This window comes from Kitasatospora sp. NPDC059827, from assembly GCF_042731675.1.
GTDB lineage: Bacteria > Actinomycetota > Actinomycetes > Streptomycetales > Streptomycetaceae > Kitasatospora.
On sequence record NZ_JBHWIV010000111.1, the window covers coordinates 1 to 24,763 of the forward strand.

General features: G+C 73.4%; 22 protein-coding genes and 2 tRNA genes. 10 read left to right on the forward strand and 14 right to left on the reverse strand.

What is annotated here, in order from left to right:
• Positions 1-104: 104 nt before the first annotated feature.
• The 4 genes from rsrA to ACFV8H_RS37530 form a co-directional block, all read right to left on the reverse strand.
• On the reverse strand, positions 105-524 hold the full coding sequence (gene rsrA / locus ACFV8H_RS37515; protein ID WP_380408735.1) for a mycothiol system anti-sigma-R factor: 420 nt from the start codon (positions 522-524) through the stop codon (positions 105-107).
• Complete coding sequence (locus ACFV8H_RS37520; protein WP_375894128.1) at positions 521-1,426, reverse strand: sigma-70 family RNA polymerase sigma factor; 906 nt, start codon at positions 1,424-1,426, stop codon at positions 521-523. Before ACFV8H_RS37520 ends, rsrA begins: the two co-directional genes overlap by 4 nt.
• Before the next feature lie 183 nt (positions 1,427-1,609).
• A complete protein-coding gene (locus tag ACFV8H_RS37525) occupies positions 1,610-2,248 on the reverse strand; it encodes an alpha/beta family hydrolase (protein ID WP_380408738.1) in 639 nt (212 codons plus the stop codon).
• 18 nt (positions 2,249-2,266) lie between these two features.
• Positions 2,267-3,019, reverse strand: a complete 753-nt coding sequence (locus ACFV8H_RS37530) for an SOS response-associated peptidase (RefSeq protein ID WP_380408739.1) — start codon at positions 3,017-3,019, stop codon at positions 2,267-2,269.
• 202 nt (positions 3,020-3,221) lie between these two features.
• On the opposite strand from ACFV8H_RS37530, the gene ACFV8H_RS37535 reads away from it, so the two are divergent.
• The 5 genes from ACFV8H_RS37535 (at position 3,222) to hisN (ending at position 7,886) form a co-directional block, all read left to right on the forward strand.
• On the forward strand, positions 3,222-3,947 hold the full coding sequence (locus tag ACFV8H_RS37535) for a M50 family metallopeptidase (protein WP_375894136.1): 726 nt from the start codon (positions 3,222-3,224) through the stop codon (positions 3,945-3,947).
• A gap of 240 nt (positions 3,948-4,187) precedes the next feature.
• Positions 4,188-5,519 carry a 3-phosphoshikimate 1-carboxyvinyltransferase gene (gene aroA / locus ACFV8H_RS37540; RefSeq protein ID WP_380408741.1) on the forward strand — a complete coding sequence of 444 codons (1,332 nt, stop codon included), beginning with the start codon at positions 4,188-4,190 and terminating at the stop codon, positions 5,517-5,519.
• A 15-nt stretch (positions 5,520-5,534) separates the two neighbouring features.
• Positions 5,535-6,590, forward strand: a complete 1,056-nt coding sequence (rsgA, locus tag ACFV8H_RS37545) for a ribosome small subunit-dependent GTPase A (protein ID WP_380408743.1) — start codon at positions 5,535-5,537, stop codon at positions 6,588-6,590.
• 130 nt (positions 6,591-6,720) lie between these two features.
• Positions 6,721-7,044 (forward strand): multidrug efflux SMR transporter, encoded by a 324-nt coding sequence (locus ACFV8H_RS37550; RefSeq protein WP_188303055.1) that lies wholly within the window; start codon positions 6,721-6,723, stop codon positions 7,042-7,044.
• 44 nt (positions 7,045-7,088) lie between these two features.
• Positions 7,089-7,886 carry a histidinol-phosphatase gene (gene hisN / locus ACFV8H_RS37555; RefSeq protein WP_380408745.1) on the forward strand — a complete coding sequence of 266 codons (798 nt, stop codon included), beginning with the start codon at positions 7,089-7,091 and terminating at the stop codon, positions 7,884-7,886.
• Positions 7,887-7,999: 113 nt separating this feature from the next.
• Here the strand turns inward: hisN and ACFV8H_RS37560 are convergent, their stop codons facing one another.
• Complete coding sequence (locus ACFV8H_RS37560; RefSeq protein WP_380408747.1) at positions 8,000-9,475, reverse strand: catalase; 1,476 nt, start codon at positions 9,473-9,475, stop codon at positions 8,000-8,002.
• 105 nt (positions 9,476-9,580) lie between these two features.
• Here ACFV8H_RS37560 and ACFV8H_RS37565 point away from each other — a divergent pair, with 105 nt between their 5' ends.
• Positions 9,581-10,006, forward strand: coding sequence for a Fur family transcriptional regulator (locus ACFV8H_RS37565; RefSeq protein ID WP_380408749.1), 426 nt, complete (start codon positions 9,581-9,583; stop codon positions 10,004-10,006).
• Positions 10,007-10,043: 37 nt separating this feature from the next.
• On the opposite strand, the gene ACFV8H_RS37570 is transcribed toward ACFV8H_RS37565, so the two are convergent.
• From ACFV8H_RS37570 to ACFV8H_RS37585, 4 genes are all read right to left on the reverse strand, one after another.
• On the reverse strand, positions 10,044-12,017 hold the full coding sequence (locus ACFV8H_RS37570; protein WP_375894153.1) for a tetratricopeptide repeat protein: 1,974 nt from the start codon (positions 12,015-12,017) through the stop codon (positions 10,044-10,046).
• Positions 12,018-12,383: 366 nt separating this feature from the next.
• Positions 12,384-12,457 (reverse strand) — tRNA-Met (locus ACFV8H_RS37575).
• A 170-nt stretch (positions 12,458-12,627) separates the two neighbouring features.
• A tRNA-Met gene (locus tag ACFV8H_RS37580) sits at positions 12,628-12,701 on the reverse strand.
• A 66-nt stretch (positions 12,702-12,767) separates the two neighbouring features.
• Positions 12,768-15,767: a UPF0182 family protein gene (locus ACFV8H_RS37585; RefSeq protein WP_380408751.1), complete on the reverse strand. Its 3,000-nt coding sequence runs from the start codon at positions 15,765-15,767 to the stop codon at positions 12,768-12,770.
• A gap of 211 nt (positions 15,768-15,978) precedes the next feature.
• On the opposite strand from ACFV8H_RS37585, the gene ACFV8H_RS37590 reads away from it, so the two are divergent.
• Positions 15,979-16,551, forward strand: coding sequence for a PPA1309 family protein (locus ACFV8H_RS37590; protein ID WP_375894159.1), 573 nt, complete (start codon positions 15,979-15,981; stop codon positions 16,549-16,551).
• Positions 16,552-16,581: 30 nt separating this feature from the next.
• Here the strand turns inward: ACFV8H_RS37590 and ACFV8H_RS37595 are convergent, their stop codons facing one another.
• From ACFV8H_RS37595 to ACFV8H_RS37610, 4 genes are all read right to left on the reverse strand, one after another.
• Positions 16,582-17,694 carry a PDZ domain-containing protein gene (locus ACFV8H_RS37595; protein ID WP_380408753.1) on the reverse strand — a complete coding sequence of 371 codons (1,113 nt, stop codon included), beginning with the start codon at positions 17,692-17,694 and terminating at the stop codon, positions 16,582-16,584.
• 42 nt (positions 17,695-17,736) lie between these two features.
• On the reverse strand, positions 17,737-17,928 hold the full coding sequence (locus tag ACFV8H_RS37600; RefSeq protein ID WP_375894165.1) for a hypothetical protein: 192 nt from the start codon (positions 17,926-17,928) through the stop codon (positions 17,737-17,739).
• 302 nt (positions 17,929-18,230) lie between these two features.
• The gene (locus ACFV8H_RS37605; RefSeq protein WP_380408755.1) at positions 18,231-18,671 is read right to left on the reverse strand and encodes a molybdenum cofactor biosynthesis protein MoaE; all 441 of its coding nucleotides are present in this window, start codon (positions 18,669-18,671) and stop codon (positions 18,231-18,233) included.
• Between the two features lie 114 nt (positions 18,672-18,785).
• On the reverse strand, positions 18,786-19,934 hold the full coding sequence (locus ACFV8H_RS37610; protein ID WP_188303064.1) for an NAD-dependent epimerase/dehydratase family protein: 1,149 nt from the start codon (positions 19,932-19,934) through the stop codon (positions 18,786-18,788).
• Between the two features lie 200 nt (positions 19,935-20,134).
• On the opposite strand from ACFV8H_RS37610, the gene ACFV8H_RS37615 reads away from it, so the two are divergent.
• Both ACFV8H_RS37615 and ACFV8H_RS37620 read left to right on the forward strand, forming a co-directional pair.
• On the forward strand, positions 20,135-21,685 hold the full coding sequence (locus ACFV8H_RS37615) for a zinc-dependent metalloprotease (protein WP_380408757.1): 1,551 nt from the start codon (positions 20,135-20,137) through the stop codon (positions 21,683-21,685).
• A complete protein-coding gene (locus ACFV8H_RS37620) occupies positions 21,682-22,269 on the forward strand; it encodes an NUDIX hydrolase (protein WP_380408759.1) in 588 nt (195 codons plus the stop codon). Before ACFV8H_RS37615 ends, ACFV8H_RS37620 begins: the two co-directional genes overlap by 4 nt.
• Before the next feature lie 194 nt (positions 22,270-22,463).
• On the opposite strand, the gene ACFV8H_RS37625 is transcribed toward ACFV8H_RS37620, so the two are convergent.
• Positions 22,464-23,144, reverse strand: coding sequence for a M48 family metallopeptidase (locus tag ACFV8H_RS37625; RefSeq protein ID WP_380408760.1), 681 nt, complete (start codon positions 23,142-23,144; stop codon positions 22,464-22,466).
• Positions 23,145-23,477: 333 nt separating this feature from the next.
• On the opposite strand from ACFV8H_RS37625, the gene ACFV8H_RS37630 reads away from it, so the two are divergent.
• Entirely contained in the window at positions 23,478-24,557 is a 1,080-nt protein-coding gene (locus ACFV8H_RS37630; RefSeq protein ID WP_380408762.1) for a ThiF family adenylyltransferase, read from the forward strand.
• Positions 24,558-24,763: the final 206 nt, after the last annotated feature.

Genomic DNA, 24,763 nt, shown 5'->3' on the forward strand with positions numbered 1-24,763 from the left:
GCCGCCCCCCCGCGCCCCCCAGTCCCCGGGCCCCCACCTAAAACCCGGCCCCCACCGGCCCCCCCCCCCCGCCCGGGGGCCCCCCCCGGACCACTGGGGCCGGACTACTCGGCCGGCGCTCCGGCCTCGACCGGCGCACCGGGGCGCACGCCCGGCTCATCGCCCGCGTCCTCGCGCGCCTGCACCGGCCTGGGCGCCGGACGGGCCGCCTCGACGTGCACCTCGACGGTCGTCTCCACGGCGACCACCACCGGCTCACCCGAGCGCTGCCCGGCCCGGATCGAGTCGATCCTGGCCAGCACCTTGCTGCGCAGGTCCGTCGGGGTGTCGTCGCAGCCGCAGGAACGCTTGATCAGCGCCTTGATCGCCTGCTCCAGCCCGTACTGCTTCAAGCAGGGCGAGCACTCGTCGAAGTGCACGCGCAGCTTGGCGCAGTCGCCCTCGGCCATCTCGTTGTCGAGGAATTCATAGAGGTGGTCGAGGACCTCGCCACACTCGGTTTCGTGCGGATCGCCGCAGCTCATGAGCCCGAGCCCTTCGCTTCCTGCCCTGCCCCGCTGCCGGCCGGGACCAGCCCGCGCTCACGGGCGTAATCCTCCAGCATGCCGCGCAGCTGACGGCGGCCGCGGTGCAGCCGGGACATCACCGTACCGATGGGAGTACCCATGATGTCCGCGATCTCCTTGTACGCAAAGCCTTCTACGTCCGCGAGATACACGGCGATCCGGAATTCCTCCGGGATCGCCTGGAGCGCGTCCTTCACGTCGCTGTCGGGCAGGTGGTCGAGCGCCTGGGTCTCGGCCGAGCGCAGACCGGTCGACATGTGCGACTCGGCCCTGGCCAGCTGCCAGTCCTCGATCTCCTCCGCCGCGGTGCGCTGGGGCTCCCGCTGCTTCTTGCGGTACGAGTTGATGAACGTGTTGGTGAGGATGCGGTACAGCCAGGCCTTGAGGTTGGTGCCCTCACGGAACTGGTGGAAGGACGCGTACGCCTTGGCGAACGCCTCCTGGAGCAGGTCCTCCGCATCCGCGGGGTTGCGCGTCATGCGCAGCGCCGCCGAGTACATCGGGTCGAGGTAGCCCAGGGCGTCGCGCTCGAAGCGCTCCCGCCGGGCCTCCTCGGACTCCTCCGCCGACACCCGGAAGGTGTCCTCACCGATCGCCTCGGCCAGCTCCTCACCGGTGAGCGCCTCGCCCGCAGGCAGGGCCTCGTCCGGGCCACGGCCCGGATCGGCCTCGTGCTCGGTCCCGACGACCGGACCCACCTCCTCGGCATGACGGGCACGGCCCACTGCGGGCCGCCCAGAAATGGAGGATATCGGGCTGACGGGCTTCTCGCCCGCGTCGAGCCAGTCCGACCAGGAGGGGGCGAACGCCGCGGCGGCCTCGCGCTCCTCCGGCCGTTCGGGGCACGCGATCGAACCCATCTGCCCTACCTCTCACCGGTGACTCATGCTGACGGACACGACAACCACACCGGCCCCGCCCGCATTCCCGCCCGCACCCGCCGTTCACTCGCACGAGTGAGCGAGCGGAAACACCCTGCTCACGGCCCCTCACGACCCCTCACGACTCCTCACACGGGCACCGGAGTCACAGCGGCACCGGCGTCACAACAGCCCCAGCACCCAGTCCCCCACCGCCGAGCAGATCAGCTCCAGCACCTCGTCCTGCCCCACCGACGCCCGCTTCGGCACCTCGAACCCGTGGTTCCCGTACGGCAGCGCCACCAGCTCGTGCCCCGCCGGCAGCTCCGGGAACTCCGCCGGCCCGCCGAACGGGTCCGCCGCACCCTGCACCACCAGCGTCGGCAGCCCCGACCCCAGCAGCTCCTCGGCACGGCTCTTCTCCGGCTTCCCCGGCGGGTGCAGCGGGAACGCCAGCGCCACCACCCCCACCGCACCGCTCGCCGCCCCCGTCCGGCAGGCCACCCGCGCCCCCGCGCTGCGCCCGCCGACCACCAGCGGCAGCCCGGCCCCGGCCAGCCGCTCGGCGACCGGCAGCCAGCCCACGTCCAGCGTCCTCGGCGCCGGACCCAGCTTCTTCCCCGCCACCCGCCACGGCTGCTCCACCAGCGCCACCGTGATCCCCCGATCCGGCAGCCGCCCGGCCAACGCCACCAGGTCCCGGGCGCCGGTCCCGCCGCCCGCCCCGTGGCCCAGCGCCAGCACCGCCCTCGGCGCGGCCGCCCGGTGGTAGGTGATCCGGGCGTCCCCGGCCCCGGTGGTGACGAGTTCGGAGGTGGTCATCCCGGCAGCTCCCAAGTCTCAGAACAGTGTGGTCTCGTACTCGACCTCGGTCCACGGCTCCTTGAGCTCCGGACCGTTGTTGCGGATGTTCCCGACCGCCGGCGACACCGGCGTGGCCAGCAGCGCCCCCGGCGGCGGGGGTATCAGCAGCCGGCGCACCTCCTCCGGGTCGCCCAACCCCGGGTCCAGCCACTCCCCCCAGTCCCGCCGGTCCAGGAACAGCGGCATCCGCTCGTGGATCGGCGCCAGCGACTCCTCGGCGTCCGTGGTCACGATCGTGAAGGTCACCAGCCAGGCCTCCGGGTGCCCCGGCGGCACCGCCCGGTTGCGCCAGAACTCGTACAGCCCCGCCAGCGCCAGCGGGGCGCCGTCCACCCGGGACACGAAGAACGGCTTCTTGCGCGCCTTGCCCCGCTCCCCCGGCACCGTCTGCCACTCGTAGTAGCCGTCCACCGGCAGGATGCACCGGCGCGAGGCGAAGGCCTGCCGGTAGGCCGGCTTCTCGTGCACCGTGTCCGACCGCGCGTTGATCATCTTCACCGCCGTCTCGGCGGAGTTCGACCACTGCGGCACCAGCCCCCAGCGCAGCGCCCGCAACTGCCGCACCGGCCGCGCCGCCCCCTTGGCCAACCGCTCCAGCACCACGTACGCGCTGTTGGTCGGCGCCACGTTCCAGTTCGGGTCCAGGGACTCCTCCGGGTCCCAGAACTCCACGTCGAACAGCTCGACGACGTCCTCCGGCTTGCTGCTGGCTGCGAAGCGACCGCACATGCGGGCCAGCCAACCACACCGCGCCCGCTCAGCACTTCCTCATCCACGGAGCAGAACCGCCCGCTCCCCTCCGCCCGTCCCCGCATGGGAGGCTGCCCCGAACGGCCCAACCCGGCCCACCCCGGCCCGACCGGCGAAACACACCAGTACGACACAGCGGCACGACACAGCGCAGCACAGCGAACGGAGGCGCAGCCCGCCGATGAACCCGAACAACCAGAACCTCGGCGAACTGTGGGACCGGGTCACCGGCACCCAGGCCGCCCCGCCCGGCTGGCTCGTCCTCGCGACCGGCTGCGCCGCCCTGCTCGCCGTCCTCGCCCGCCCGCTCTGGCACGTCACCCGCAACGCCGTCACCATCGCCCACGAGGGCGGCCACGGCCTCGCCGCGCTCGCCACCGGCCGCAAGCTCGCCGGCATCCGGCTGCACTCCGACACCTCCGGCCTCACCCTCTCCTACGGCCGCCCCACCGGCCCCGGCATGGTCCTCACCGCCGCCGCCGGCTACACCGCCCCCGCCCTGCTCGGCCTCGGCTGCGCCGCCCTGCTCGCCGCCGACCGGATCACCCTGCTGCTCTGGCTCGCCATCGCCCTGCTGCTGGCCCTGCTCCTGCGGATCCGCAACGCCTTCGGCCTGTTCACCGTGCTCGTCGCCGGCGGCGCCTTCTTCCTGGTCTCCTGGTTCGGCAGCGCCCAGGTCCAGGCCGGCTTCGCCTACCTCGGCTGCTGGTTCCTGCTGTTCGGGGCGGTCCGCCCGGTCCTGGAACTCCAGCACCAGCGCCGCACCGGCTGGGCCCGCGACTCCGACGCCGACCAGCTCGCCCGGCTCACCCACGTCCCGGCCCTGGCCTGGGTCACCGTCTTCCTGCTCACCGCCCTCGCCTGCCTCGCCCTCGGCGCCACCTGGCTGCTGCAACCCCTCCACTAGATCACCGCCATCCCGCCATCCGGCCGCAGCAGGGGCCGTTCCGTTACGGACCGAAGGGTCCGTCCTCGAACCCCCGTCGTCCGCCCGGAGGGCGGGCGGGGCGGCGTTGGGGTGCGTGCATCGCAAGGCGGAGGAGGGAGTCCATGCGGAGCATCGGCGACCGACGACAACGCGGCGAGGTGCGTGCCCCGGCGTCGCCCCGCAGACGGGGGTTCGAGGACGGACCCTAGACTGGCCCCCATGACCGAGACCCTGTGGCCCGCCCCAGTCGCCAGCGCCCCCGTCGACGCCACCGTCACCATTCCCGGCTCCAAGTCGGTCACCAACCGGGCCCTGGTGCTGGCGGCCCTCGCCGACGGACCCGGCTGGGTACGCCGCCCGCTGCGCAGCCGCGACTCCCAGTTGATGGCCGACGGCCTGCGCGCCCTCGGGGTCACCATCGAGGAGAAGGTCAACAACGACTCCGGCGGCACCGGCGGCGGCGAGGCCTGGCGGGTCATCCCCGCCCCCGCGCTGCGCGGCCCCGCCAGCGTCGACGTCGGCAACGCCGGCACCGTCATGCGCTTCCTGCCCCCGCTCGCCGCCCTCGCCGACGGCCCGGTCCACTTCGACGGCGACCCGCGCAGCCACGAGCGCCCCCAGCACGGCGTGATCAACGCCCTGCGCGCGCTCGGCGCCCGGATCGAGGACGGCGGCCGCGGCAGCTTCCCGCTCACCGTCCACGGCACCGGCGGCCTCGACGGCGGCCCGGTCGAGCTGGACGCCTCCTCCTCGTCCCAGTTCGTCTCCGCCCTGCTGCTCTCCGGCGCCCGCTACCACCACGGCGTCGAGGTCCGGCACGTCGGCGGCCCCGTCCCGTCGCTGCCGCACATCCGGATGACCGTCGAGATGCTGCGCCTGGCCGGCGCCCAGGTCGACGCCCCCGAGGACGGCGGCGAGAAGGACGTCTGGCGGGTCACCCCCGGCGCCCTGCTCGGCCGCGACCTGGTCGTCGAGCCCGACCTGTCCAACGCCGCCCCGTTCTTCGCCGCTGCCCTGGTCACCGGCGGCCGGGTCACCGTCCGCGACTGGCCCCGCCACACCTCCCAGCCCGGCGACCAGCTGCGCGACCTCTACTCCCGGATGGGCGGCGCCTGCGAGTACACCGACGAGGGCCTGCAGTTCACCGGCACCGGCCGGATCCACGGCATCGAGGCCGACCTGCACGACGTCGGCGAGCTCACCCCGGTGATCGCCGCCGTCGCCGCCCTCGCGGACTCCGAGTCCCACCTGTACGGCATCGCCCACCTGCGCCTGCACGAGACCGACCGGCTCGCCGCCCTCGCCAAGGAGATCAACGACCTCGGCGGCGACGTCAGCGAGACCGAGGACGGCCTGCGGATCCGCCCCCGCCCGCTGCACGGCGGCATCTTCCACACCTACGAGGACCACCGCCTGGCCACCGCCGCCGCGGTGCTCGGCCTCGCCGTGCCCGGCGTCGAGGTGGAGAACGTGGGCACCACCGCCAAGACCCTGCCCGACTTCCCCAAGATGTGGGCGGAGCTGCTCGGCGGAGCGGCCGCGGACGCCTGAGCGGAGACTTGAACCATGCGCCGCTACGGCAAGGACGCCGACGAGGACGACATCCGCAACCGCCCCGCCCGCCGGGGCTCCCGGCCGCGGACCCGGATCCGGCCCAAGCACGAGGACGCCGACGAGGCGATGGTGCTGACCGTCGACCGCGGCCGGATCACCTGCCTGGTCGACCCGGGGACCAAGCAGGAGCGTGAGGTCGTCGCCATGAAGGCCCGCGAGCTGGGCCGCAAGGGCGTCGTCGTCGGCGACGTGGTCAACCTGGTCGGCGACCTCTCCGGGGACGCCGACACCCTCGCCCGGATCGTCCGGGTCGAGGAGCGCAGCTCCGTGCTGCGGCGCACCGCGGACGACGACGACCCGTACGAGCGGATCGTCGTCGCCAACGCCGACCAGCTCGCCATCGTCACCGCCCTGGCCGACCCGGAGCCCCGCCCCCGGCTGATCGACCGCTGCCTGGTCGCCGCCTACGACGCGGGCATGGAACCGCTGCTGGTGCTCACCAAGTCCGACCTCGCCCCGGCCGGGCCGCTGCTGGAGTCGTACGCCCCGCTCGGCATCGACTACGTCGTCACCCGCCGGGACGAGCTGGAGACCGCCGGCGCCGAGGCCGTCCGCGAGCACCTGCGCGGACTCTCCACCGTGTTCATCGGCCACTCCGGCGTCGGCAAGACCACCCTGGTCAACGCCCTCGTCCCGGACCGGCGGCGGCAGACCGGCCACGTCAACGCCGTCACCGGCCGCGGCCGGCACACCACCGTCTCCGCCCTGGCCCTGCGGCTGCCCCCGCCGCCCGGCGTCAAGCCCGGCTCGAAGAAGGCGCTCGACCCGGGCTGGGTGATCGACACGCCCGGCTTCCGCTCCTTCGGCCTCTCCCACATCGACCCGTCCCGGGTCATCCTCGCCTTCCCCGACCTGGAGCCGGGCACGGTCGACTGCCCGCGCGCCTGCAGCCACGACGAGCCGGACTGCGCCCTGGACGCCTGGGTCGCCGACGGCCACGCCGAGGCCGCCCGGCTCTACTCGCTGCGCCGTCTGCTGGCCAGCAAGGAGGCCCGCGAGGGCGACTGAGCCCCGCGGGGGCCCCGCCCTTTCCCCGAGGCTCGTGGCCCGTTCGAGGTGTCGGACCGCCCCTCCCTGGCGATCATAGGAAAGTCGGGCCGGACACGGCCCGTCCGTCGATCGACAGGGAGGGCACGCGATGGCATGGGCCCTGGTGATCCTGGCCGGCCTGCTGGAGACCGGCTTCGCGATCAACCTCAAGCTCAGCGAGGGCTTCACCAAGCTCTGGCCCACCATCAGCTTCTGCGTGTTCGCCCTCAGCAGCTTCGGGCTGCTCACCCTCTCGCTCAAGAGCCTGCCGGTCGGCCCCGCCTACGCGGTGTGGACCGGCATCGGCGCCGCCGGCACCGCCATCTACGGCATGGCCTTCCTGGACGAGACCACCTCGGTGCTCAAACTGGTGTCCATCTCCCTGGTGATCGCCGGTGTGATCGGCCTCCAGCTCAGCGGTTCCGCCCACTGAGCGCCCACCCTCCCCGGCCGACCCGCTGAGCTAGGGTTTCGGGCATGGCCGACTACCACGACGATCTCCGACTCGCCCACGTCCTCGCCGACTCGGCCGACTCGGTCACCCTGGAGCGCTTCCGCGCCCTCGACCTGAAGATCGAGACCAAGCCCGACCTGACGCCGGTCAGCGACGCCGACAAGGCCGCCGAGGAGCTCGTGCGCAGCATCCTCCAGCGCGCCCGCCCGCGCGACGCCGTGCTCGGCGAGGAGTTCGGCCTCCAGGGCTCCGGCCCGCGCCGCTGGGTGATCGACCCGATCGACGGCACCAAGAACTACATCCGCGGCGTCCCGGTCTGGGCCACCCTGATCGCCCTGCTGGAGGACGGCCCGGACGGCGTGGAGCGCCCGGTGGTCGGCATCGTCTCCGCCCCGGCGCTGCAGCGCCGCTGGTGGGCCGCCAAGGGCCTGGGCGCCTACGCGGGCCGCAGCCTGGCCAAGGCCTCCCGGATCCACGTCTCCGGGGTGTCCCGGATCGAGGACGCGTCCTTCTCGTACTCCTCCCTCACCGGGTGGGAGGACCGCGGTCGGCTCGACCCGTTCCTGGACCTCACCCGGGCCTGCTGGCGCACCCGCGCCTACGGCGACTTCTGGTCCTACATGATGGTCGCCGAGGGCGCCGTGGACATCGCCGCCGAGCCCGAGCTGTCGCTCTGGGACATGGCCGCGCCCTGCATCGTCGTCGAGGAGGCCGGCGGCAGCTTCACCGGCCTGGACGGCGTCCCCGGCCCGGGCGGCGCCGACGCGGTGGCCACCAACGGCCTGCTGCACGACGAGACCCTGCGGCGGCTCTCGGTCTGAGCCGCTGTTCGCCCGTTCGCCCCCGGAGCGCTCCCGAGGCCCCGGGCGCAATGGTGCGGGCCCTGTGACCAGTGGGAGCTGGTCACAGGGCCCGCCGCTCGTTCCGGCCCGTCCTACTGCTTGCGCAGCTCCCGGACCGCCGTCTCCAGCCGCTGCCCGTAGTCGGCGTCGGCCTTGCGGAAGTTGTCGATCGCCCGCTCCACGATGTCCTCGCGGTCGGCGGAGACCTTGGCGATGAAGCCGGCCAGGTTGGCGATCAGCCGCTGCTTCTCGTCCTCCGAGTACAGCCGGTACAGGTTGCCCGCCTGCACGAAGTCGTCGTCCTCGGCGTGCGAGGGCGCCGCGTGGGTGCCGGTGAGGCCGTCGACGGCGGTCGCGGCCCAGAGCGGACGGCCGGTCTGCACCGGGCCGCCGAAGCTGTTGGGCTCGTAGTTCTTCTGCCGGCCGTGGCGGCCGTCGTACAGGTACCCGTCCCGGCCGTTGGTGCGGGCCTCGGTGGCGTGCGGGCGGTTCACCGGCAGGTGGTCGGCGTTGATGCCGACGCGGTAGCGGTGGGCGTCCGCGTAGGCGAACAGCCGGCCCTGGAGCATCTTGTCCGGGGACGGGCCGATGCCGGGCACGAAGTGCGCCGGGGAGAAGACCGACTGCTCGACCTCGGCGAAGACGTTCTCCGGGTTGCGGTTGAGCTCCAGCCGGCCGATCTCGATCGGCGGGTAGTCGGCGTGCGGCCAGACCTTGGTCAGGTCGAAGGGGTTGAAGCGGTAGCCGGCCGCGTCGGCCGCCGGCATGACCTGGACCTGCACCGTCCAGCTGGGGAACTCACCGCGCTCGATCGACTCGCGCAGGTCGCGCTGGTGGCTGTCCGGGTCCTCGCCGGCGAGCCGGTTGGCCTCGGCCTGGGTGAGGTTGCGGATGCCCTGGTCGGTCTTGAAGTGGTACTTGACCCAGAAGTGCTCGCCGGCCTCGTTCTGCCACTGGAAGGTGTGCGAGCCGTAGCCGTTCAGGTGGCGGTAGCTGGCCGGGATGCCGCGGTCGCCGAACAGCCAGGTCACCTGGTGGGTGGCCTCGGGCGACAGGCCCCAGAAGTCCCAGACGTTGTCGGCCTCCTGCGAGCCGGTGTACGGGTCCCGCTTCTGGGTGTGGATGAAGTCGGGGAACTTGATGGCGTCCTTGATGAAGAACACCGGGGTGTTGTTGCCGACGAGGTCGTAGTTGCCCTCCTCGGTGTAGAACTTCAGCGCGAAGCCGCGCGGGTCGCGCACCGCGTCGGCCGCGCCGAGGTTGCCGGCCACCGTGGAGAACCGGAGGAAGACCTCGGTCTGCTTGCCGACCTCGGACAGGAACCCCGCCCGGGTGAAGGGCGTCACGTCGGCGGTCACCGTGAAGGTGCCGTACGCGCCGGCGCCGCGGGCGTGCACCACACGCTCCGGGATCCGCTCGCGGTTGAAGTGCGCGAGCTTCTCGAACAGCAGCTGGTCCTGGATCAGGGCCGGGCCGCCGGGGCCGGCGGTCTCGGTGTTCTGGTTGTCCGCGACGGGGGCACCCGCCTCGGTGGTGAGGGTCGGGCGAAGCTCGTCCTGCGTGGTCATGGCGGGTTGCCTCCGGGGGATCCGATCGTGATGACACGATCCTAACTTGGACTTCATCCAAGTCAATACTGGCCCTAATCTCGGAGCGTGACTTATTCTGGTCCCATGAGTGATCTGCTGGAGAGACTGCGCGGACGCGGCTGGCGGCTGACCTCACAGCGCCGCGTGGTGGCCGAGGTCCTCGACGGCGAGCACGTCCACCTCACCGCGGACGAGGTGCACGCCCGCGCCGCCGCCCGCCTGCCCGAGATCAGCCGCGCCACCGTCTACAACACGCTCGGCGAACTCGTCACCCTCGGCGAGGTGCTGGAGGTCGCCACCGACGGCCGCGCCAAGCGCTACGACCCCAACGCCCACCGCGCCCACCAGCACCTGGTCTGCTCCGGCTGCGGCGCGATCCGCGACGTCCATCCGCACGGCGACCCGCTCGCCGCGCTGCCCGCGGCCGAACGCTTCGGCTTCGCCGTCACCACCGCCGAGGTCACCTACCGCGGCCTGTGCCCCGACTGCCGCCACCGAAGCGGCAGTTGACGCCCCGCCGGGACGGGCCCCGGGCCCCGGACGGGCCCTACGCGCTCAGCTCGGCGTGCAGCGCGCCCAGCAGCCGCCCGGCCCGCTCCGCGACCTCGGCCGGACCGTAGTCGATCGCCCGCCGGCACCAGTTCTCGGCCTGCACCGGCTCGCCCCGGCGCAGCGCCAGCAGCGCCAGCCGCAGCGCCGCCCGGCCGTGCCCGGCGTCGGCGGCCCGGGTGTACCAGAGCATCGCCTCCGCCTCGCAGTCCTGCCGGGCCAGCAGCAGCCCCAGGTTGAACGCCGCGCTGCGACTGCCCGCCCCGGCGGCCCGCCGGTACCAGCTCTCGGCGATCTCCAGCGCCCCGCGCTCGGCCGCCCGCACCCCCATCCGCACCTGGGCACGGCGGTGCCCGGCATCGGCCGCCAGCGCGTACCAGTGCTCGGCCTCGGCGTCCGCGTCCCCCCGCCGGTCCAGCACCGAGGCCAGCCGGAAGGCGCCCTCCGCCGAACCGCCGGCCGCCGCCTGCCGGTAGCGCTCCAGCGCGCCGGACAGGTTGCCGCGCTGCTCCTGGGCGACCGCCAGCTGCAGCGCCGCCTCGCCGTGCCCCTCGGCGGCCGCCCGCGCGTACCACTCCTGGGCCTGCCGCGACTCGCCGCGCCCGGCGTGCAGCACGCCCAGGTTGAAGGCGCCGTCCACACTGCCGGCCTCGGCCGCCTTGGAGAACCACGGCTCGGCGCCGGACTCGTCGCCGCGCTGCAGCAGCACCACGGCCAGCGCGTTGCAGGCCTCCCGGTGCCCGGCGTACGCGGCCCGGCGATACCACTGCTCGGCCTGCTGGTCGCGGCCGGTGCCGGCGCAGAGCAGGCCGAGGTTGAAGGCGCCGTTCTGGTCGCCCGCGTCGAGCGCGGTGCGGTACCAGTGCTCGGCGGCCTTGGCCTCGCCGCGGCTCGCGTGCAGGGCGCCGAGCGCGTTGGCGGCGTTGCCGTCGCCCGCCTCGGCGGCCTCCTGCCACCACTCGGCGGCGGCGGCGACGTCCCCGGAGTCGCGCAGCAGGAAGCCGAGCGCGCAGGCGGCCCGCGGCTCCCCGTTCTGCGCGGACTGCCGGTACCAGCGGGCGGCCTCCTCCAGCAGCGACCGGTCGGTGCGGGCCCGCTCCTCCAGCAGCACGCCCAGGCGCAGCGCGGCGCGGGCGTGGCTGCGGGCGGCGGCCGTGCGGTACCAGGCCTCCGCGGTCTCCTTGTCCCCGGCGGCCTCGCGCATCCGGGCCAGCCGGTAGGCGGCCTCGCGGTGCCCGGCGTCGGCGGAGACCTTGAACCAGCGCTCGGCCCGCACGTCGCGCCGGTGCTCCATCAGGTCGCCGAGGGCGTAGGCGCCCAGCGGGTGGCCGTGGTCGGCGGCGTAGTGCAGCCAGTACTCGGCGGCCTCCTCCTCGCCCTGGTCGCGCAGCTGCAGCCCGAGCGCGTGCGCGGCGGGGGCGCTGCCCGCCACCGCCGCGTGGCGCCACCACTGGCCGGCCTCGGCGCGGTGGCCCTGCTGGTGCAGCAGGACGCCCAGGTTGTTGGCGGCGGCCCGCACCCCGGCGGCGGCGGCGGCCCGCAGGTACGGCTCGGCGTCCTCCAGATCGCCGCGGCGCAGCAGCAGGGTGCCCAGGCGGCCCGCGGCGTCCGGGTCGCCGCCGTCGGCGGCCTGCCGGTGCCGGGCCTCCAGGGCGGCGGACTCCCGGGCGGCCAGCGCGGTCTCGAAGCTGGTCGGGTCCAGCCCGGCCGGGTCCAGCGCGGCGCCGGCCGGCGCCTCCTCGCCGCCCGCCCCGTACGGGCCCACGGCGGCGGAGAACTGCCGGGTGGAGACGTGCACCAGGCTGTCGGGCCCGGAGCCGCCGACCGCGGGGCGCTCGGACAGCCCGCTGGTGCGCTGGGCGGGCAGGGCTCCGGGGCGGCTCTCGGGGCTCTCGGCGCTCTCCGCCCAGGCGTCGGTGTCCGCCTCGACGGCAGCACCGGACTTGGCGCCTGACTTGCCGATCAGCCTCATGCCGACTCCCGCTCCCCCAGAGTGTCGCGGCATCGTGCCCCGGCCGACGGCCGGGGGGACTCCCAGGAGAGGTGCCGGACCGGACGGCCCGTCAGCGGCCGTGCACCGTCCCCCATGTGTCCCATCGTCGCATCACCCGCTACCCGCGTACACCTGCCCCGGCCGAATTCGAGTGGGGCGGACCCGAAGCCGACGGAATTGCTTCGGCGCTTTGTCGATTTCCCGACACTTGCGCCCCACAAACCCCGGTGCCGTCCCCGTTGGCGACGGTCGATAGTACCGGAGCGGTTCCCGCCGCTTCCGGACGGAGACGTCCGGGTACGACAGAGGCCCGGAGGAATGATCCTCCGGGCCTCTGACACTGAGTAGCGGGGACAGGATTTGAACCTGCGACCTCTGGGTTATGAGCCCAGCGAGCTACCGAGCTGCTCCACCCCGCGTCGTTGATCAAACTCTAGCACGGTTTCGACGGGGCCCGACACCACCGGCCGACGGCCCCCGCGCCCGCCGCGGCCGCCGCCCCCGGACCCGACAGGAGTCCGGACCCGGCAGAAGCCCGGATACGACAGAAGCCCGGAGGATGTGATCCTCCGGGCTTCCTGCTACTGAGTAGCGGGGACAGGATTTGAACCTGCGACCTCTGGGTTATGAGCCCAGCGAGCTACCGAGCTGCTCCACCCCGCGTCGGTAAGAGAACCGTAGCACGGACGCGGGGTGGGGCCAAAAACGGTCACCGCAGCTCAGCGGGGACTACGGGTGCGGACTGGCCGCCCCCGAGCCGGTCGGCGTCGCCGTCGGCGCCGGTGCCTGGCCGCCCGCCCGGGCCGCCTCGGCCGCCTTCAAGGCGTCGCCGAGCGCCTTCTGGGCGTTGCCGTACGCCACCCAGTCGCCGTTCTTGAACGCGGTCTGGCTGTCGTTGTACGCCTTCTCCGCGTCCCCGATCGCCTTCTGGAGCTCCGGCGAGATCGTCCCGCCCGGTGCTGGGGTGCCCGGCGCGGTGGGCGCCGGCGTCGGCGTGCTGCCGCCGCCGGGCGTCGTCCCGGTGCCCGGGGACGTCCCGGTGCCCGGCGTCGCCCCGCCCTGGCTGGACGGCGCCACCGGCGTGGCCGGCGGGGCCTGCCCGGCGAACAGCTTGCGCAGCGCGTCGTCCAGGGTGTTCTCGAACGCCACGTTGTCGTCCCCGTACACCGCCAGGACCTTCTGCAGCGTCGGGTACTTGGCGCCGCGCCCGCGCACGTACACCGGCTCGACGTTCAACAGCCCGCCGCCGACCGGCAGGGTCAGCAGGTTGCCGTACTCCAGCTCGGTGTCGCCGCCGCTCTTCAACGCGAAGATCTGGTTCGCCACTTCCTGGCGGGAGTTGAACTTCGACTGCACCAGGCCTGGGCCGGGGGCGCCGCTCTCGCCGGTCATCTTGAGGATGCGGATCTTCCCGTAGTCCTCCCCCGGGTCCGCGTTGACGGCCATGAAGGCCGCCAGGTTCGGCCGCTGGTTGGGCACGAAGGTGCTGGTCAGCGAGAAGCTCGCGGCCTGGGCGTCCGGCATCCGCACCGTCACGTAGTACGGCGGCTGGACCTGCTTGGTGTCACTGGTCGGGTCCACCGGGACCTGCCAGATGTCACTGCCGTTGAAGAAGGAGTTGGCGTCCGTCACGTGGTACTGGCCGAGCAGGTCGCGCTGCACCTTGAACATGTCCTGCGGGTAGCGCAGGTGCGGCAGCAGCGTCGCCGGGATGTCCGACTTCGGCTCCACGGTGCCCGGGAAGGCCTTCATCCAGGTCTTGAGGACCGGGTCCTTCTCGTCCCACTGGTAGAGCTTCACCTCGCCGGTGTAGGCGTCCACCGTGGCCTTGACCGAGTTGCGGATGTAGTTGACCTGGTTGGCGGCGGTCAGCAGCTCACCGCGCTGGTTGGTCAGCGAGTCCTTGGTCGCCGTGCCCAGCGTCGTCTTCGACGAGAACGGGAAGCCGTCCGAGGTGGTGTAGCCGTCCACGACCCACACCACGTGGCCGTCCTGCACCACCGGGTACGGGTCGGCGTCGATCGACAGCCACGGCGCGACCTTCTCCACCCGCTCCTTGGGCGTCCGGTTGTAGATCACCTTGGCACCGTCGGTGATCGCCCCCGCGTACAGCATCTGCGGCTCGGCGAAGCGCACCGCGTACGCGGCCCGGGTGATCGGGTTGTCCAGCGAGACACCGCTGTCACCGGTGTACGTGTACTCCACGTTCTGACCGGTCTTGACGTCGGTGTAGTCGATCTCCTTGTTCGAGCCGCCGACGATCGAGTACGTCGTCGTCTTCTCGCCGTAGTAGATCCGCTGCTCGTAGTCGCCCAGCGCACCGGTGGCCGGCAGGCCGGACTCGGTGAACACCGGCCCGCCCTTGTCGTCGACCTGGTTGCCCTTGGCCAGGGCCGCGCCGTAGCCGTGGGTGTACTTGAAGTGGTCGTTGATCCAGTTCCGCTGCACCCCGTTGAGGTCCAGCTCGCGCAGGCCGATCACGGTGTCCTGCTTGCCCGTGGGCGTGCTGTAGCGGTCCACCGAGAGGGTGCTCGGGAACGCGTAGTAGTTGCGCTGCTGCTCCAGCGACTGGAACGTCTGCGACACGATGTTCGGGTCCAGCAGCCGCACGTCCGCGATGGTCTGCGCGTCCGGCTTCAACGCGTCACCCGTGGTCGAGCCCTGCGGGCTGTACGGGGTGGTCTGCGCGTCCGCGATCCCGTACGCCTGCCGGGTCGCGTCGATGTTCTTCTGGATGTACGGCGTCTCCTTGGCCTGCTCGTTCGGCTTGACCTGGAACTGCTGCACGATCGCCGGGTACAGCCCGCCGATCAGCACCGCCGACAGCACCATCAGCCCCAGCCCGATCAGGGCCGGCGCCCAGGTGCGGCGGATCGGCGTCAGGAAGAACAGCACCGCGCAGATGATCGCGACGAAGAACAGGATCGTCTTCGCCGGCAGGAACGCGTTGGCGTCCACGTAGCGCAGGCCGGTCCAGCCCGAGACCCCCTTGTAGGAGCCGGTCTTCACCGCCAGCGCGTACCGGTCCAGCCAGTACGCCACCGCCTTCAACAGCACGAACACGCCCAGCAGCACCGCCAGGTGCCCCTGCGCGCCCGCACTCGCCCGCCGGCCCGGGCCCTGCAGCCGCAGCCCCCCGTACAGGTAGTGCACCAGCGCCGAGGTCAGCAGCGAGACGATCACCGCGCTGAACGCGAAGCCCAGCACGAACTCGTAGAACGGCAGGTCGAAGGCGTAGAACGAGACGTCCATGCCGAACTGGGCGTCCTTCTCACCGAAGGACGTCGCGTTCGTCCACATCAGCCAGGTCCGCCACTGGCCGGACGCCGCCGCGCCCGCCACCAGGCCGATCACCAGCGAGACCCCGATCAGCGCCCAGCGCTTGAACGGCGCCAGGCCCGCCCGGTAGCGGTCCAGGCTCTGCTGCTCCACCGACATCGCCGACAGCGGCGGCCGCAGCCGGTGCGCCAGCCACACGTTGAAGCCGACGATCACCGCCATCAGCAGGCCGAAGACCCCGAACAGCCCGACCTTCGTCCACAGCTGGGTGGTGAACACCGAGGAGTAGCGCACCGACCTGAACCACAGCCAGTCCGTCCAGAACCCGGCGAACATGACGAACAGCAGGAACAGCACCGCGAGTACGCCCAGGGTCAGCAGGGCCACCCGCGCCCGCCGGGAGGGCGGGCCCACCCTCCGCCGGAAACCCGGCCCTGAGCGTTCCGGCATCTGGAATACCACGGTGGCACCTCAGCTGTGTCGTCTGGAATCGGTCGGTCGTCAGAGCAACTTAACCAGTCTTCGACCGAGTTCCCACCGTTAGCAGACGGTTACGACACCGTTCGCCCGCAACCCCCCGCCGCCCCGCCCGAACACCCCGCCCCGGGCCCCCGGGACCGCCCCGGCGAGCGGGCGCCGCCCGGCGTGTGAGGATTGAGTCATGTCCGACGCGCCTGATCTGAACAACTCCCCCGACGACGTCTCCAAGCTCCCCGCCGCCACCCCCCTCACCCGGGCCGCGCTGGAGATCGACGAGTACGCCGCCACCCTCGGCTGGGACCTCCCGGCCCGACTGTTCGCCCTGGTGGACAGCGCCGCCCTGCGCAAGGCCGACCCGCGCATCGCCAAGCAGCTCGGCCTCGCCGACAGCGACGAGCCCGGCCTCACCCCGGTCGAGCAGGACGAACTCCCGGCCGGCATGGAGCTCGACAAGTTCCTCGGCACCATCGCCTGGCCCGCCGCGGTGGCCGGCTGCGCCCTGGTGGTCGAGCGGCTGATGCTGCCGCCGGGCGCCGAGCAGTCCCGCCCGCGCGGTGCCAGCGACGCCCAGCTCGCCGAGTGGGTGGCCAACCACCCCAAGCGCGAGGAGGTGCGGATCACCGCCGCGGTGCTGCGCGACGGCAAGAAGGAGATCGCCCTGCGGCTGCGTTCCAAGGACGTCGCCCGCGAGGTGCTGACCGGCCCGGACCTGGTGCCCGGCCTGACCGAAGCGCTGCTGGCGACCTTCTCCTGACGCCCGTTCCCGCCCCCGCCCAGGGCCCGCCTAGCGGGGGCAGGACGGCAGCGCCGAGGCCTGCCCGGAGCGGATCTGCTCCAGCGACTTGAGCGCGCCGTCCAGGGTGTCCGTCTTGATCAGGGTCAGCCCGGACGGCACGTTCTTGGTGGCCTCGGCGCAGTTCGAGGCGGGGGTGAGGAAGTACTCGGCCCCGGCGTCCCGGGCGGCGATCAGCTTCATCGATATCCCGCCGATCGGGCCGACCTTGCCGTCGTCGTCGATGGTGCCGGTGCCCGCGACGAACTTGCCGCCGGTGAGGTCGCCGCCCGGGGTGAGCTTGTCGATGATGCCGAGCGAGAACATCAGCCCGGCGCTCGGGCCGCCGACGTCCTGCAGGCCGATGTCGATCTGGAACGGGTAGGTGTGCCGGATCCCGGTGCCGATGCCGACCACCGCGAGCTCGGCCCGCTCGGCCGGCGCCTTCGGGTCGAGGTCCTTGGCCCGGACGGTCGGCACGGTGACGTCGGTCTTCGTCCCGGGGGTGGCGGAGCCGTTGCCGGAGGTGTCCTTGGCCCGCGGCACCACGGTGAAGACCACCGACTCGCCGGGCTTGTGCTTGGTGACGGCGGCGACCACCTGGTCCACCGAGTCGACGGCGGCGCCGTCCACCGCGACGATCTGGTCGCCCGCGTGCAGCCGGCCCTCGGCCGGGGCCCCCGCGGTGACCGACTTCACGATCAGCTCGTTGCCGACCGGGACGCCCAGCTGCTTGAGCGCGGCGGTGCGGGCGCTGTCCTCGGAGGAGGCGAACTCCTCGGCGTTCTGCTTCTTGGCGTCGGCGTCCGACTGCCCCTTGGGGTAGACGTTGTCGTGCGGCACCACCAGCACGTCGTCGCGCATCCAGCCGATCACCGCGTTGACCAGGCTGGGCTCGTACTTGGCCCCGGTGACCTGGACGGTGGTCATGTTGAGGTGGCCGCTCGTCCGGTACGAGTCGTGGCCGGTGATGGTGATCACCGGCTTGCCCCCCTGCTCGCCGAGCGTGTTGTACGTCGGGCCCGGGCTCATCTCCGTGTACGGCACCTTCATCAGCACCGAGACGCAGAGCAGCGCTATGAGCAGCAGGGTGGCAGCGAGCATCGTCGCGGAGCGGCGTGGCATGCCTCGACAGTACGGGACGCCCGTGACGCGGCGCCCGCCGGGCTACCGGCCGGAACCCTCCCCGGGGGCGGCGGAGCCCGCGGTGGTCCGTTCCATCGCGGCCATGAAGCGCCGGTGTTCGGCGAGCGAGGCCGGGTCGCCGGTGGCCCTCGGGGCCCGCTGGGCCCACCCCGCCCACGCGGCCGCGACCAGGACGGCGACAACCGGAATGATCAGCCAGGCGAGCGCACCCATGTCAGTACTCCCAGCTCCTCGGGTCTATGAGCAGATTAACCACCCCGGCGGACAACGCGGCCGGCGCCATCCGGGTTACGGGACGGCCGATCGGCTCACTTCCAGGGAGTATCCGGCGCCCCCGGCCGGACCCGTTCGGGTGAGGCAGCGGCGCGCCTGACCCGAAGGACGTGCTCGGTGTGCGGGCGGTTGCACCGCACCCGCGCGGACGGGCGGCCGCTCACCGCCCCGGGAACGGGTGTCCGGTCAGCAGCCCCCAGGAACGGGTGTCCGGTCAGCAGCCCCCGGGACCGGGAGCCCGGTCAGCAGCCCCCGGCGCCGACCCACTCCTCCTCGCCGTCGGCGAAGACCTGGTGCTTCCAGATCGGCACCTCGTGCTTGAGGTCGTCGATCAGTCGGCGGGCGGCCGCGAAGGCCTCCCCGCGGTGGGCGCAGGAGACGGCGACGATCACGGCCTTGTCGGTGATCTCCAGCCGGCCCACCCGGTGCACCGCGGCGAGCGCCCGCACCGGGAAGTCGGCGACGACCTTCTCGGCGATCCGGCGCATCTCCGCCTCGGCGGTGGGGTGGCAGCTGTACTCCAGCGCGGAGACCGACTTGCCGCCGTCGTGGTCCCGGACCGTCCCGACGAAGACGGTGGTGCCGCCGGCCGCGTCGTCGCCGACCGCCTCGTACACCTCGTCCAGCGAGAGCGGGGTGTCGCGGATGGCGAGCAGCCGGATGGGGTCGTGGTTCTCGGACATGACCCCATGATTCCCCATCGGGGGCCGATCGGGGCAAGGGGCTTCCGCATCACGATTCCGAAATTTCGCATCGTGAGAAACGACGCCCGCCGAGCGCCCCCAGCGGGTGCCGGCTCAGAAGCGGCGCCGCTTGCGGGCCCGGCGCACCAGCGCCGCCGTACCGACCAGCGCCACCGTCGCCCCGGCCGCCCCCAGACTGGTCGCGGCCTCCTTGCCGCCCAGCCGGCGCCCCGCCACCGCGTGCTTGCCCGACACCTGCGCCAGCAGCTCGGCCAGCACCTGCTCGTTGGTGAACTCCGGACGCCAGCCCGCCTCGTGCAGCCTGCTCCCGGACACCACCCACGGGTACATCGTGTACGCCAGGTCGCCCGCCGGCGCCGGGGTCAGCCCCAGCCGGTGCAGCCGCGCCGCGGTGCCCAGCGCCAGCGCGGCCGGCAGCTCCATCCGCCGGATCCCCGACAGCCGCTCCACGTCCTCCTGCTCCAGCCAGCCGTCACAGCCGACCGTCACCTCGCCCTCCACCAGGCCCAGCGCCGCGTACTCCAGCGCCGCCGCCAGGTCGTCCACGTGGCAGAACTGCCAGCACGGACGCGAACCGGCCACCACCAGCAGCCGGGGCGCCTCGAAGTGCCGGGTCAGCACCGTGTCCACACCGGGGCCCACCACCACGGCCGGACGCAGCACCGTCACCTGCAGCCCCGGGTGGGCGCGCGGCGCCCGCCGGGCCAGCCGCTCGATCTCCAGCAGGTCCCCGACCAGCGAGGCCTCCTCGGTCGCCCGCAGCTCCGAGTCCTCGGCCAGCGGCACCTCGTTGTCGGCCAGCGCGCCGTAGACCATCGCGGAGGTGCACAGCACCACCCGGTGCACCCCGGCGGCCGCGGCCGCGGTCAGCACCGTCTGGGCGCCGCGCACGTTGTAGGCGCTGCGGGCCCGCGGATCGGACTCCATGCCGAAGTCCATCGCCAGGTGCACCACCACGTCGACCCCGGCCAGCCGCTCGGCCACCGCGGGGTCCCGCACGTCCAGGACGCGCCACTGCACGCCCGGGACCTCACCGCGCCGGTCGTCCACCGCCAGCACCCTGCGCACGTGCGGGGAGGCCACCAGCCGGGCGGCGACCCGCTCGCCCAGCACCCCCGCGGCACCGGTCACGGCCACGGTCAACGGCCGCCCGCCGTAGGCTGGAGGCGGCGACGCCGTGGCGTCCGGATCGTCCTCTCCAGCGGTCAGCCCAGAGCGAACGTCCGAAGGCGGGGAACTCACCGGCCATCCTCCACGGTTAGCTTATGTGCGTACGGACGTGTGTCACGTACGTCCATCCTGCCCGAGGCGAAGGCCCGGCGGTGCACCCGGCGCGGGCCTGGCCCTCGGGAGCCGCCCACGAGTCCCCCGCTCCACCGGAGCCCCGGGCGGACCGCACTGCCCGCCACACCCGTATGACGGCCGACCGGATCGAGGACCCCGTGAGCGACCTTCCCTTCGGATTCGGCGTTCCCCCCGAGGAGCCCGAGGACGGCAAGGCCAAGCCCGACGACGCGCAGAAGAAGAAGGAGCAGGGCCAGGAAGGCACCGGCGGCCCCCAGCCGTTCGGCTTCGGAGCCGGCAACCCCTTCGGCGCGATGTTCGGCCTGCCCGGCACCCCGGGCGGCCCCGGCGGCGCCGGAGCCGACAACCCCTTCGCCGCCATGTTCGGCGGCCTGAACCCCGGCGACCTCGGTGCCGCCTTCCAGCAGCTCGGCCAGATGCTCTCCTTCGAGGGCGGCCCGGTGAACTGGGAACTCGCCCAGAACATCGCCCGGCAGAGCGTCGTCGCCGAACCCGCCGAGGGCAAGAGCAAGGACCGCTCGGTCGGCGACGCCGAACGCTCCGCCGTCGTCGAGGCCGTGCGCCTGGCCGACCTCTGGCTCGACGGCGTCACCGAGTTCCCCTCCGGCGCCGGCACCGCCGTCGCCTGGAGCCGCGCCGAGTGGATCGAGGCCACCCTCCCGGTCTGGAAGGACCTCGTCGACCCGGTCGCCGAGCGGGTCGGCAACGCCATGGGCGGCGTCCTGCCCGAGGAGATGCAGGCCGTGGCCGGCCCGCTGATGGGCATGATGCGCTCCATGGGCGGCGCCATGTTCGGCACCCAGATCGGCCAGGCGCTCGGCGCCCTCGCCGGTGAGGTCGTCGGCTCCACCGACGTCGGCCTGCCGCTCGCCCCGGCCGGCAAGGCCGCCCTGCTCCCGCAGAACGTCGCCGAGTTCGGCGAGGGCCTGAACGTGCCCGCCGACGAGGTCCGGCTCTACCTCGCCCTGCGCGAGGCCGCCCACCAGCGCCTCTTCGCCCACGTCCCGTGGCTGCGGGCCCACCTGCTGGGCGCCGTCGAGGCCTACGCGCGCGGCATCAAGGTCGACACCTCCCGCATGGAGGAACTCGTCGGCCAGCTCGACCCGAGCAACCCGGAGGCCCTCCAGGAGGCCCTGGCCGGCGGCCTCCTCCAGCCCGAGGACACCCCCGCGCAGAAGGCCGCGCTGGCCCGCCTGGAGACCGCGCTCGCCCTGGTCGAGGGCTGGGTCGACGCCGTCGTGCACGCCGCCGCCGCGCCCCACCTGCCGCAGGCCGGCGCGCTGCGCGAGACCGTCCGCCGCCGCCGCGCCGCCGGCGGGCCCGCCGAACAGACCTTCGCCACCCTGGTCGGCCTGGAACTGCGCCCGCGCCGCCTGCGCGACGCCGCCCGGCTCTGGGCGCTGCTCGCCGACGCCCGCGGCGTCGAGGGCCGCGACGCGCTCTGGGAGCACCCCGACATGCTGCCCACCGCCGCCGACCTGGACGACCCGGACGCCTTCGTGCACCGCGGCAGCGGCGACCTGGAGGGCGGCTTCGACTTCGACGCCCTCGACAAGCTGCTCGGCGAGGCCGCGGCCGGCAAGCCCGACCTCACCAAGAACGACCCGCCCAAGGACGACTCACCGAAGGGCGACGCTCCGAAGGGCGACCAGGACGGCACCGACGGAAAGGGCGAGCCCACCGCATGACGGCCGCCGGGACGGGTACGTCCACCCTCCACGCGGACGCCGTCCGCACCCTGACCGACTGGCGGCCCGCCGAGCGGGACCAGGAACAGCTGCGCCTCGACTACCTCGCGCACCTCGCCGAGCAGCCCGAGGGCCTCTACCGGTCCTGCCTGCCCGCCCACATCACCGCGAGCGCGGCGGTCGTCGACCCCGCCGCCGGGCGGGTGCTGCTCACGCTGCACCCCAAGGTCGGGATCTGGCTGCAGATGGGCGGGCACTGCGAGCCGGGCGACGCCGACCTCGCCTCCGCCGCCCTGCGCGAGGCCGTCGAGGAGTCCGGCATCCCCGACCTCACCCTGCTGCGCCAGGACGGCGTGCCCGTCCCCGCCAAGCTGGACCGCCACCAGGTCCGCTGCACCGGCAAGGACCGGCCGGAGAACACCCACCTGGACGTCCAGTACATCGCGGTGGCCCCGGCCGGGGCGCAGGCGCTGATCAGCGAGGAGTCACTGGACCTGCGCTGGTTCGACTACGACCGGCTGCCGGAGCTGACCGACCACTCGGTTCGCGACCTCGTCGCCCGGGCCCGGGCGCTCACCGCCTGACCGCCTGACCGATCGAAGCGCGACACGAAGAGGGGGGGGGGGGCGGACCGGGCGCCCCCCCCCGACGCGGCCCGCCCCCCCCCCCCGGATGCCCCCGGTGGCACCCCCGGGCCCCGGCCCCCGGGCGCGAGCGAAGCGCGAGAGGTTGTGGGGGCGCGGACCGTACGGTCCGCGCCCCCTCTCGCCGTCCACCCTCACCCGCAGGAAGCCCCCGGATCCGACCCCGGCCCCGGCGCACCGTGCCGGGCCCCCGGGATGTGCGGCAGCCGGGCCGCCGACACCACACCCTCCAAGTAGCCGCGCGCCCGCTCCGTCCGCGGATAGGCCTCCAGCAGCGCCCAGAACGCCGGACCGTGGTCCGGCACCAGCAGGTGCGCCAACTCGTGCAGCAGCACGTAGTCCAACACGTACTCCGGCATGCCCTGCAGCCGGTGCGACAGCCGGATCGTCCCCTCACTGGGAGTGCACGAGCCCCAGCGCGAATTCTGGTTGGTCACCCAGCGGACCTGCACCGGCTGGGCCCGGCCCTCCAGATAGGCCGCCGACAGCTCCCGGGCCCGTGCCATCAGGGCGTCGTCCCCGAGGACCCGCCGACGCTCCTGGGCCGCGAGCTTCTCCAGCATCTGCGCGACCCAGCGCTGCTCCTCGGCGTGCGACATCCGGGCCGGGATCAGCACGACGGTGCGGTCGCCCTCGCGGTAGGCGGAGACCGTACGGCTGCGCCGGGCGCTGCGCCGCACCTCGACCCGGCTGCGGTCGTGCGCCTCCGGGGGCACCGCCCCGGAGGGCGGGTGCTGCGGCCTCGACTGCTGCTTGTCGTGCGGCTTCTCGCGCTGCTTCTCGTCCGGGCGCCCGCGCGTGCTCGGCGCCGCCATCTGCGACCCGGACGCTGCACGGGCACGCCGACGCGACGCCGGTGGATGGGAGTCCCGCTCGGCTGCCATGGCACACGACGTTACCCGGTACCACTGACAGAAGTCCGGTGCCGTGGCCGAAATCTTTCATGGAGCGATCGGGAACGAAAGGCCGACGAGGGGTGTCCGGAAACCGACGCCAGGAAGGATGGGCAGTTATCCACAGGGCCTCCGAACAGATGGTGTGATCATGCGCCCGGACCTGTGGATAACTTTCCGCACGCCCCCGCCGCCATGGGGCATGCTGCGGTCAGCCGTCCGGAAACGATCGGAAGGGAGACCACCGTGCGCCTCATGCTCAAGCCCGCGCTGTCCCGCAGCTGGCGGGACTCCGAGACCCTGCAGTTCGGCACCGTCACCCGGTTCGCCGGGGTGCTCGGCAACGCCGACAAGACCCTGTGCGAGTTCCTCGACCTGCTCGACGGGACGCGCGAACGCCCCGAGCTCCTCTCCGCCGGCGAACGGATCGGACTCGGCCGCGAGCCCACCGACACCCTGCTGAGCGAACTGCAGGAGACCGGGCTGCTGGACGACGCGGAGGCGACCGGCCGGGCACTGTCGCACTTCCCCCGGCCCCACCAGGACGTCCTCGGGCCCGACCTCGCCTCGCTCTCCCTGGTCCACTCCGGACCGGGCGCCGCACCGGCCGTCCTGGTCCGGCGCGCCAGGGCCAGGATCGAGGTGCGCGGCGCGGGCCGGGTCGGCGCGGCCGTGGCGACCGTGCTCGCGGCCGGCGGCGCCGGCACCATCACCGTGGCCGACAGCGGGCGGGTCCGGCCCGACGACTGCTCCCCCGCCGGACTGCCGCCCTCGGACATCGGGCGGCTGCGCTCGACGGTCGCCCGGGAGGCGGTGCAACGCGCCACCGGCCGCCCACTGGCCCCGGTGCCCCGGCCCAAGAGCGACGACCCACCGCCCGACTTCGTGGTCCTCGCACCCCGGGACGGCAGCGCGGCCTTCGCGGGCGGGACGTACGAGGCCCGGCTGCTGCTCCGGGCCGGGGTGCCGCACCTGTACGTGGGCGTGGTCGAGGAGTTCGGCATCGTCGGGCCACTGGTGATCCCGGGGCGGTCGGCCTGCGGGCACTGCCTGGTGCTGCGCCGGGAGGACGAGGACGCCGCCTGGCCACGGGTCCTCGCCCAGCTGGCGGACGACGGCCCGGGCCGGGCCCGCACCCCGGCCTGCGACACGGCCCTGGCCACGGCCGTCGCCGGCCTGGCGGCGCTGCACGTCCAGGTGTACCTGGACGGCGGCCGACCGCCGAGCGTCGACGGCTGGTGCGAGATCTCCGCAGGCGACGGCATGCCCCGCCGCCTGCGGCTCCGAGGACACCCGGACTGCGGCTGCCTGTGGCAACCACTGCCGCCGGGCTGAGACACGAGGAGAACAGGAGGCACGAGGAACGCACCGGGCACCGGCCCGGGCGGCTGCGGGGCTCAGCAGCCACCCGACCCGGCGCCCGGGGCCGACACGGGCGGGACGCCCGGCCAAGCGAGCCCATGGCCAAGCGAGCCCATGGCCAAGCGAGCCCATGGCCAAGCGAGCCCATGGCCAAGCGAGCCCATGGCCAAGCGAGCCCA

Excerpts from the sequence above, each read along its gene's own strand:
- ACFV8H_RS37570 (WP_375894153.1), bottom strand. The coding sequence starts at position 12,017 with ATGAGGCTGATCGGCAAGTCAGGCGCCAAGTCCGGTGCTGCCGTCGAG.
- ACFV8H_RS37520 (WP_375894128.1), bottom strand. The coding sequence starts at position 1,426 with ATGGGTTCGATCGCGTGCCCCGAACGGCCGGAGGAGCGCGAGGCCGCC.
- ACFV8H_RS37535 (WP_375894136.1), top strand. The coding sequence starts at position 3,222 with ATGAACCCGAACAACCAGAACCTCGGCGAACTGTGGGACCGGGTCACC.
- ACFV8H_RS37630 (WP_380408762.1), top strand. The coding sequence starts at position 23,478 with ATGCTCAAGCCCGCGCTGTCCCGCAGCTGGCGGGACTCCGAGACCCTG.
- hisN (WP_380408745.1), top strand. The coding sequence starts at position 7,089 with ATGGCCGACTACCACGACGATCTCCGACTCGCCCACGTCCTCGCCGAC.
- ACFV8H_RS37550 (WP_188303055.1), top strand. The coding sequence starts at position 6,721 with ATGGCATGGGCCCTGGTGATCCTGGCCGGCCTGCTGGAGACCGGCTTC.
- ACFV8H_RS37560 (WP_380408747.1), bottom strand. The coding sequence starts at position 9,475 with ATGACCACGCAGGACGAGCTTCGCCCGACCCTCACCACCGAGGCGGGT.
- rsrA (WP_380408735.1), bottom strand. The coding sequence starts at position 524 with ATGAGCTGCGGCGATCCGCACGAAACCGAGTGTGGCGAGGTCCTCGAC.
- ACFV8H_RS37590 (WP_375894159.1), top strand. The coding sequence starts at position 15,979 with ATGTCCGACGCGCCTGATCTGAACAACTCCCCCGACGACGTCTCCAAG.
- ACFV8H_RS37585 (WP_380408751.1), bottom strand. The coding sequence starts at position 15,767 with ATGCCGGAACGCTCAGGGCCGGGTTTCCGGCGGAGGGTGGGCCCGCCC.
- ACFV8H_RS37600 (WP_375894165.1), bottom strand. The coding sequence starts at position 17,928 with ATGGGTGCGCTCGCCTGGCTGATCATTCCGGTTGTCGCCGTCCTGGTC.
- aroA (WP_380408741.1), top strand. The coding sequence starts at position 4,188 with ATGACCGAGACCCTGTGGCCCGCCCCAGTCGCCAGCGCCCCCGTCGAC.
- ACFV8H_RS37620 (WP_380408759.1), top strand. The coding sequence starts at position 21,682 with ATGACGGCCGCCGGGACGGGTACGTCCACCCTCCACGCGGACGCCGTC.
- ACFV8H_RS37565 (WP_380408749.1), top strand. The coding sequence starts at position 9,581 with ATGAGTGATCTGCTGGAGAGACTGCGCGGACGCGGCTGGCGGCTGACC.
- ACFV8H_RS37625 (WP_380408760.1), bottom strand. The coding sequence starts at position 23,144 with ATGGCGGCGCCGAGCACGCGCGGGCGCCCGGACGAGAAGCAGCGCGAG.
- ACFV8H_RS37595 (WP_380408753.1), bottom strand. The coding sequence starts at position 17,694 with ATGCCACGCCGCTCCGCGACGATGCTCGCTGCCACCCTGCTGCTCATA.
- rsgA (WP_380408743.1), top strand. The coding sequence starts at position 5,535 with ATGCGCCGCTACGGCAAGGACGCCGACGAGGACGACATCCGCAACCGC.
- ACFV8H_RS37530 (WP_380408739.1), bottom strand. The coding sequence starts at position 3,019 with ATGTGCGGTCGCTTCGCAGCCAGCAGCAAGCCGGAGGACGTCGTCGAG.
- ACFV8H_RS37605 (WP_380408755.1), bottom strand. The coding sequence starts at position 18,671 with ATGTCCGAGAACCACGACCCCATCCGGCTGCTCGCCATCCGCGACACC.
- ACFV8H_RS37525 (WP_380408738.1), bottom strand. The coding sequence starts at position 2,248 with ATGACCACCTCCGAACTCGTCACCACCGGGGCCGGGGACGCCCGGATC.